The following is a 6,530-nucleotide window of genomic DNA, read 5'->3' on the forward strand; positions in this document are numbered from 1 at the left end:
CGTACGCTGGGCTCATGCGCAGCACGCTCCACCTCCAGCCCTCCCTGTTCGACGATCCCGGCCGGGCCGGGACCGCCCTCGGGCCGCTGTCGGGCGTTCGGCGGACGGTGCTGGGCGCGGGGGCGTGGCTGGACCTGCTGCCGGGGTGGCTCCGCGGGGCGGACCAGCTGTTCGAACACCTGGCCGCGAAGGTGCCGTGGCGGGCCGAGCGGCGCGAGATGTACGAGCGGACCGTCGACGTGCCCCGGCTGCTCGCCTCCTACGGGGAGGAGGACGCACCGCCGCACCCCGTGCTCGGGGAGGCGCGGGCGGCGCTCGGCGCGCACTACGCGGACGAGCTCGGCGAGCCGTTCAGCACGCTCGGGCTCTGCTACTACCGGGACGGGCGGGACAGCGTGGCCTGGCACGGCGACCGGATCGGGCGGGGCGCGCACGTGGACACCATGGTCGCGATCCTCTCGATCGGCGAACCGCGGGCGCTGCTGCTGCGGCCCCGGGGCGGTGGCGGGCCGGTGGTGCGGCACCCGGTCGGGCACGGGGACCTGCTGGTGATGGGCGGTTCCTGCCAGCGGACCTGGGAGCACGCGGTACCGAAGACGGCGCGGCCGGTGGGGCCGCGGATCAGCATCCAGTTCCGGCCGCGCGGGGTGCTCTGACGGGCCCGGGGGCGACCTGACGGACGCGCGGGGGCGCTGCGACGAGCGCGGATCGGCCCGAGGGGGCGCGGACCGGTTGCCGGGCGCCGGGCGGAAGCAGAGGCTGGCCCCAGGGGCCCGGGTGGTTCCGGCGGCGAGGAGGGCGGCATGCCGAAGGCGGGCAGGTACCGCGACGGCGTCCCCTGCTGGGTCGAGCTGGGGACCCCGGACCTCCCGCGGGCCCGGCGGTTCTACGGCGCGCTGTTCGGGTGGGAGTACGTCGGGCTGCCCGGGTACACGGTGGCGACGCTGCGCGGGGCACAGGTCGCGGGGCTGGTCCGGCGGCCGGCGGGCGAGGAACGCTCGTGGACCACGTACCTCGCGGTGACGGACGTCGGACGGGCGGCCGAGGAGGTCCGGACGGCCGGCGGGCGCGTCGTCCGAGAGCCGTTCGAGAGACCCGAGCAGGGGTGGGCGGCCGTCGTCGCCGACCCGACCGGCGCGGTGTTCGGGCTCCGGCAGGGGCTGCTCTGGCAGGGGGCGGGTCTGGTCGACGAACCGTCCGCGTTCAGCTGGAGCGAGCAGCTCTCCCCCGACCCGGCCACGGCCCGGACCTTCTACCGGCGGGTCTTCGGGTACGAGTACGGGTCGGGCGCGGACGGCGGCACGGTGTTCCGGGTCGGCGGAGCCGTGGCCGGCGGCATCGGCGGCGGCCACGGGGCCGACGCCGACCGGACGGGCCGGACGGGCCCGACGGGCCGCGCAAGCGGGAGCGGGAGCGGCGGGACGGGCCTGGGGGCGGCCGGTCCGCCGCCCGTCTGGAGCGTCCACTTCGGCACGGACGACACCGACCGCGCGGCCGAGCGGGTGCGCGAGCTGGGCGGGGAGGTGCTGGCGGGACCGCACCCGACACCGTTCGGACGGCGGGCGGCGGTCCGGGACGACGGCGGGGCGGAGTTCACGCTGATCGGCCTCCCGTCCGCAGAGGGGACCCTGGCCGCGTAGGAGGGCGGAACGCCCGGTGCCGCCGCAGCATCCCCGGAGCGACTCAGGGGAACGGGGAACTGCTGGCCCGGCGGCGGGCCGTCGAGCCGGCGGTAGCCGAGTTCGTGCAGGCCGGCGGCGAGCGCGGGGGCGTCGGCGGCCGGAACGAACCAGTCGATGTCCTCGTGGTCGCGGGTGAGCTCGCCGAGGAAGAAGTCCATCGCCCAGCCGCCGCGCAGCCGGACACGAGTGCCGAGACGGCGGGCGAGGCCCACCGTCTCGGCGATCTGGGCGAGTTGCCCGTCGGCGCGTTCCCTGTTCATGGACCCCACCTCCATGATCGGGACGCTACACCCGCCGCAGCCTCTCCCCCGCGGCACCGGCCCTCGCGGGCTAGTCCTTCACAGCGCCGGCCAGCCCGGAGACCAGCTTGCGCTGCACCGCGATGAAGAAGATCAGGACCGGCACGGTCATCAGCGTCGAGGCCGCCATGATGCCGCCCCAGTCGTTCTCGTCCGGTTTGAAGAAGACCAGCAGCGCGGAGGGGAGGGTCTGGTTCTCGGTCGCGCTGATGATGAAGGTCTTGGCGAAGACGAAGTCGTTCCACGCCGCGATGAAGGAGAACACGCTGGTCGCGGCCAGGCCCGGGGCCACCAGCGGCAGCAGGATCCGCCAGAGGATCCGGCTCCGGCTCGCACCGTCGATCTGCGCGGCCTCCTCGATGGAGACCGGCACCGCGGCGACGAAGCCGCGCATCATCCAGATCCCGAAGGGCAGCGAGAACGCCAGCTGCACCAGGATCAGCGAGGCCAGGGTGTTGAGTCCGACGCCCGGCGCCAGCCGCCCCGCGTCGCGGAACATGAAGAACAGCGGGATGGTGAGCGCCTCGACCGGGATCATCTGGGCGATCAGGAACATCACCATGATGGTGGTGCGGAACCTGAACCGGAACCTCGTCACGGCGACCGCCGCGAGGAAGACCACCAGGGCCGACAGCACCACCACCGACAGCGCGATGATCAGGCTGTTGACGAAGTACCGGCCGAACCCGTCGACGCTGAGCACCTGGCGGAAGCTCTCCAGCGTCGGGTGCGCGGTCCACGGTCGGGGGTCGAGCGACTGCACCTCGCCCTTCGGCTTGAACGCCGAGAGCACCATCCAGAAGATCGGGAAGGCGGTGACCACGGCCACCAGGATCGCGAGGGAGTTGGCGGCGAGCCGCCTGCGGCCACGGGTGTTCACAGTTCATTCCCCGTCCGTCGCAGCGAGCGGATGTAGAGGACCGTCGGGATCACCAGGATCAGCAGCATGATCACGCCGATGGCCGCGCCGAGTCCGTACTGGGAGGACGCGAACGCCTTCTGGTAGGCGTACACGTTGAGGACGAGGTTCTGGCCGGCGATTCCGCCGCCCTCGGTCATGACGTAGATCTGGGTGAAGACCTTGAAGTCCCAGATGACCGACTGGATCACCACGATGGTCAGGATCGGCCGGAGCATCGGGGCGGTGATCCGGCGGAAGGTGGCCCAGGTGCCGGCGCCGTCCAGCGCCGCGGCCTCCAGGATCTCGGTCGGGATCGCCTTGATGCCCGCGTAGAGCGTCACCATGACGAACGGGAAGGAGTGCCAGACCACCACGGCGCCCACGATCAGGAACGCGGTCCACTTGTCGTAGAACCAGTTGAACTCGTGGAAGCCGTTCAGACCGATGCTGACCAGGGTCTTGTTGACCAGACCGAGGTTGGTGTCGAAGAGGAAGCTCCACACCGTCGAACCGGTCATCGCCGGCGCCGCCCAGGCCGCCATGGCGGCGGTGGTCAGCACCAGTCGGGAGATCCGGCCCACCCTGGTGAGCAGCACCGCGAGGGTGGCGCCGACCGCCAGGGTGGCGACCACACAGAACGCGGCGAAGCCGATCGTCTGCGTCAGCACCGACCAGAACTGCCCGTCACCGAGGATCTTCTGGTAGTTGCCGAGCCCGACGAAGCTGGTCGGCACACCGCCGGAGGCCTGGGCCTGACCGAAGTCCAGCACCGACAGCAGACCGAGCTGGTAGATCGGGTACGCCACCAGGGGGATCATGATGATCGCGGCCGGCAGCAGGAGCAGCAGCGGGGGGCGGCGCCGGCCGCGCGGGGGCGCGGCCGGGCCGGTGCCCCGGCGCCGCCCGCTCGGGGAGGGCGGCGCCGCCGGGGCGGTCGTGGTGGGTGCGGACACGTACGGGACCTGCTCTCTTGCGGGGGCCGGCGATCAGCGGGCCGCGAAGGCCGACGTGATCTGCGTGGCGGCGTCGCCCGAGGCCTTCGCCACGTCCGCCTTGCCGGTGACGATCTGCTGGAGCATCGTCGGGATGACGGCCTGCGCGTCGATCTGCGCCCATCCCTGGTCCAGCGGCACGAACTTGGTACCGGCCGCGATGGTATCGGTGAACGGCTTCAGGAAGGCGTCCTTGGCGGCGACCTTGGCGTTGACCGGCTTCAGCGTCGGCAGGTTGCCCATCGCGTCGTACATCTGCTCCTGGTACGCGGGGCTCGCCAGCAGTTCGGCGAACTCGACGGCCAGGGTGCGGTGCTTGGCCGCCTTCATCACGCCGAGGTTGTTGCCGCCGGCGAACGCCGGGGCGATCGAACCGGGCTTCTCGCCGGGCAGCGGGACGACCCCGTACTTGCCGTTGACCGGGCCCGCGTCGACCTTGCTGCGGCTGGAGTTGGGCAGGATCGCCATCGCGGACTTGCCGGCCGCGAAGAGGTCGACGGTCTTGCCGCCGGTGAGGTCGGCGCACTGCTGGACCGGGCAGCCGCTCTCGCCGAAGAGGTCGGTGTAGCGCTTGATGCCGGCCTGCGAGGCGGACGAGTTGATCGTCGGCTTGTAGGTGGTGCCCTCCTTGGCGGCGATGTCGCCGCCCGCGTCCCAGACGAAGGGGAGCGCGCCGAAGGTGTACTTGCCGCCGACCGCGATGCCGAAGGTGTCCGGGTGCGCGGCGTGGATCTTCTGGGTGGCCGCGACCAGCTCGGCGTAGGACGTCGGGGCCGCGAGGCCGGCCTCGGTGAACAGGTCGGTGCGGAAGTAGAGCGCCCGCACGGCGACCCACCAGGGCAGGCCGTAGGTCTTGCCGTCGAGCACCGCGGTCTTGGCGATCGCCGGGTCGAGGTCGCCCTTGTCCTTCCACTTGTCGAGGTCGGCGCCGATCTCGGCGAGGCCGCCGGCCGCGACGTACCCGGGGAGGTCGGTGTTGCCGAACTCGACCAGGTCCGGGGCGCTGTTCGGGTCGTTGAACGCGCCCTTCATCTTGGCGGCGCGGGCCGAGGCGTCGGTGTCGATGTAGCTGACACTGACGGTGACGCCCTGGTGGGAGGCCTGGAACTCGGCGACGGCCTTGCTGACGACCGCTTCCTTCGCGGCGTTGCCGGCCTCGTTGTACAGCCAGACCTGCAGGGTGCCGGTCTTGTCGTCGGCCGCCTTGTCACCGGCCGGCAACGCGGTACCGGGCGAACAGGCGGCGGCGGCGAGACACGTGGCGGCGAGGACGGTGGCCGCGGCGGCCCGTCTGACGATTCGCATGGGTGGAGACCTCCCCTCCCGACAGTTGCCGCCGAGACGTGCGCCGCTGGGGACGGGCGCGTCGAAGCAGGCCCTGACCGGGGCCGATGGTGGGTGCGTGAACGCATTGATGTGGGGGTACGGCAGAGCGACCGCTCGGGTGGGCTACGTCGCCTGCTCGATGCCAGGGACGTTAGGCGCGGGCGCTCACGGCCAACAAGAGGCCGTTCGGGAAGTTTTGCAATGCACAACGGTGTATCGAAAAAGCGGTAAGCGAGGTGCGGGAGGGTACGGTTCGACAACCGCCGCAGTCCGGTGGCGGAACGAGAGGGGAACGGACCGATGACGGAGAAGGCGGTCAGCGCGGCCGGCACGAGCGCGGGCCCGGCAGCCGGCGCGACCGCGGGCGGCACGGCCACCGGCGCGGAGAAGCCGAAGAAGACCACGGGCGAGCGAAACCAGTCCTCCTCCCTGCGTCGCGCGCTGTCCGTCCTCGGCTACGTCCGCGACCACGGCGACGGCCGCGGCGTCCCGCTCGCCCAGCTCGCCGAGGCTCTCGACCTCAACAAGTCGACGGTCCTGCGGCTGACCGGCCCGCTGCTGGACGAGCACCTCCTCGACCGCGACCGGGAGACCGGCTGGTTCCGGCTCGGCCACGGCTCGCTCCGACTCGGCCAGGCCTACCTCTCCACCCTCGACCTGCGCAGCGTCGCCGCCGAACACCTGCGCCGCCTCCAGCGGGAGGCCGGCGAGACCGTCCACCTGACCGTCTGGCAGGCGCCCGGCATCGTCTACCTCGACAAGGTCGAGGACGAGACCAACGTCCGGATGGCCTCCCGGGTCGGCAGTCGGGCCCCCGCCTACTGCACCGCCACCGGAAAGGCGATCCTGGCGTGGCTGCCCGAGGAGGCGGTCACCGAGGTCGTCGCCGCCGGACTGCGCCCCGTCACCGCCTGGACCATCTCCGACGAGACCCACCTGCGCGCCGACCTCGCCCGGATCCGCGCCCGCGGCTACTCGATCGACGACCGCGAGAACGAGCCCGAGGTCCGCTGCGTCGCCGCCCCGATCTTCGACCACACCGGCGAGGTGACCGCCGCCCTCTCGGTCTCCGGCCTCACCTCACGGATGACCGCCGCCCGGGTCCGCGCCCTCGGCCCGGTCGTCGCCCAGGTCGGCCTGCGCATCTCCCGCGAACTCGGCTCCGACCGCGCGGTGACCTGACCGGCGCGGCCCGCCCGGGCGACCCCGGTGAACGCGAACGGGGCCCGGCACCTTCTCAGGTACCGGACCCCGTCCGACTCGGAGCGCCAGGCCCGGGTTGCACGGACTCTCCCTACTGAAAGTAGGACGTGCTCTGGTAGCACCACTG

6 protein-coding genes and 1 pseudogene are annotated in these 6,530 nt (G+C 72.3%); 3 read left to right on the forward strand and 4 right to left on the reverse strand.

The window, feature by feature from the left end; translation table 11 throughout:
• Positions 1-14: 14 nt before the first annotated feature.
• Positions 15-656: an alpha-ketoglutarate-dependent dioxygenase AlkB gene (locus tag ACFWOG_RS05125; RefSeq protein ID WP_380354957.1), complete on the forward strand. Its 642-nt coding sequence runs from the start codon at positions 15-17 to the stop codon at positions 654-656.
• 147 nt (positions 657-803) lie between these two features.
• Positions 804-1,640 (forward strand): VOC family protein, encoded by an 837-nt coding sequence (locus ACFWOG_RS05130; RefSeq protein WP_380354959.1) that lies wholly within the window; start codon positions 804-806, stop codon positions 1,638-1,640.
• 101 nt (positions 1,641-1,741) lie between these two features.
• On the opposite strand, the pseudogene ACFWOG_RS05135 reads toward ACFWOG_RS05130, so the two are convergent.
• The 4 genes and pseudogenes from ACFWOG_RS05135 to ACFWOG_RS05150 all read right to left on the reverse strand — a co-directional run.
• Positions 1,742-1,957 (reverse strand): annotated as a pseudogene (locus ACFWOG_RS05135) (nucleotidyltransferase domain-containing protein); the annotation flags it as partial.
• 55 nt (positions 1,958-2,012) lie between these two features.
• Positions 2,013-2,861: a carbohydrate ABC transporter permease gene (locus tag ACFWOG_RS05140; protein ID WP_329880114.1), complete on the reverse strand. Its 849-nt coding sequence runs from the start codon at positions 2,859-2,861 to the stop codon at positions 2,013-2,015.
• The gene (locus ACFWOG_RS05145; protein ID WP_329950978.1) at positions 2,858-3,835 is read right to left on the reverse strand and encodes a sugar ABC transporter permease; all 978 of its coding nucleotides are present in this window, start codon (positions 3,833-3,835) and stop codon (positions 2,858-2,860) included. The genes ACFWOG_RS05140 and ACFWOG_RS05145 overlap by 4 nt, the downstream gene beginning before the upstream one ends.
• Positions 3,836-3,868: 33 nt before the next feature.
• Positions 3,869-5,179: an extracellular solute-binding protein gene (locus ACFWOG_RS05150; protein ID WP_329880117.1), complete on the reverse strand. Its 1,311-nt coding sequence runs from the start codon at positions 5,177-5,179 to the stop codon at positions 3,869-3,871.
• Positions 5,180-5,500: 321 nt separating this feature from the next.
• On the opposite strand from ACFWOG_RS05150, the gene ACFWOG_RS05155 reads away from it, so the two are divergent.
• Positions 5,501-6,382: an IclR family transcriptional regulator gene (locus ACFWOG_RS05155; protein WP_329880118.1), complete on the forward strand. Its 882-nt coding sequence runs from the start codon at positions 5,501-5,503 to the stop codon at positions 6,380-6,382.
• The last annotated feature ends 148 nt before the right edge of the window (positions 6,383-6,530 follow it).

Origin of the sequence: Kitasatospora sp. NPDC058406, from assembly GCF_042722765.1 — a bacterium.
Lineage (GTDB): Bacteria > Actinomycetota > Actinomycetes > Streptomycetales > Streptomycetaceae > Kitasatospora.

What these genes read in the sequence shown, in the direction of transcription:
- ACFWOG_RS05125 (WP_380354957.1), top strand. Translation starts at nt 15, where the DNA reads ATGCGCAGCACGCTCCACCTCCAGCCCTCCCTGTTCGACGATCCCGGC.
- ACFWOG_RS05130 (WP_380354959.1), top strand. Translation starts at nt 804, where the DNA reads ATGCCGAAGGCGGGCAGGTACCGCGACGGCGTCCCCTGCTGGGTCGAG.
- ACFWOG_RS05150 (WP_329880117.1), bottom strand. Translation starts at nt 5,179, where the DNA reads ATGCGAATCGTCAGACGGGCCGCCGCGGCCACCGTCCTCGCCGCCACG.
- ACFWOG_RS05155 (WP_329880118.1), top strand. Translation starts at nt 5,501, where the DNA reads ATGACGGAGAAGGCGGTCAGCGCGGCCGGCACGAGCGCGGGCCCGGCA.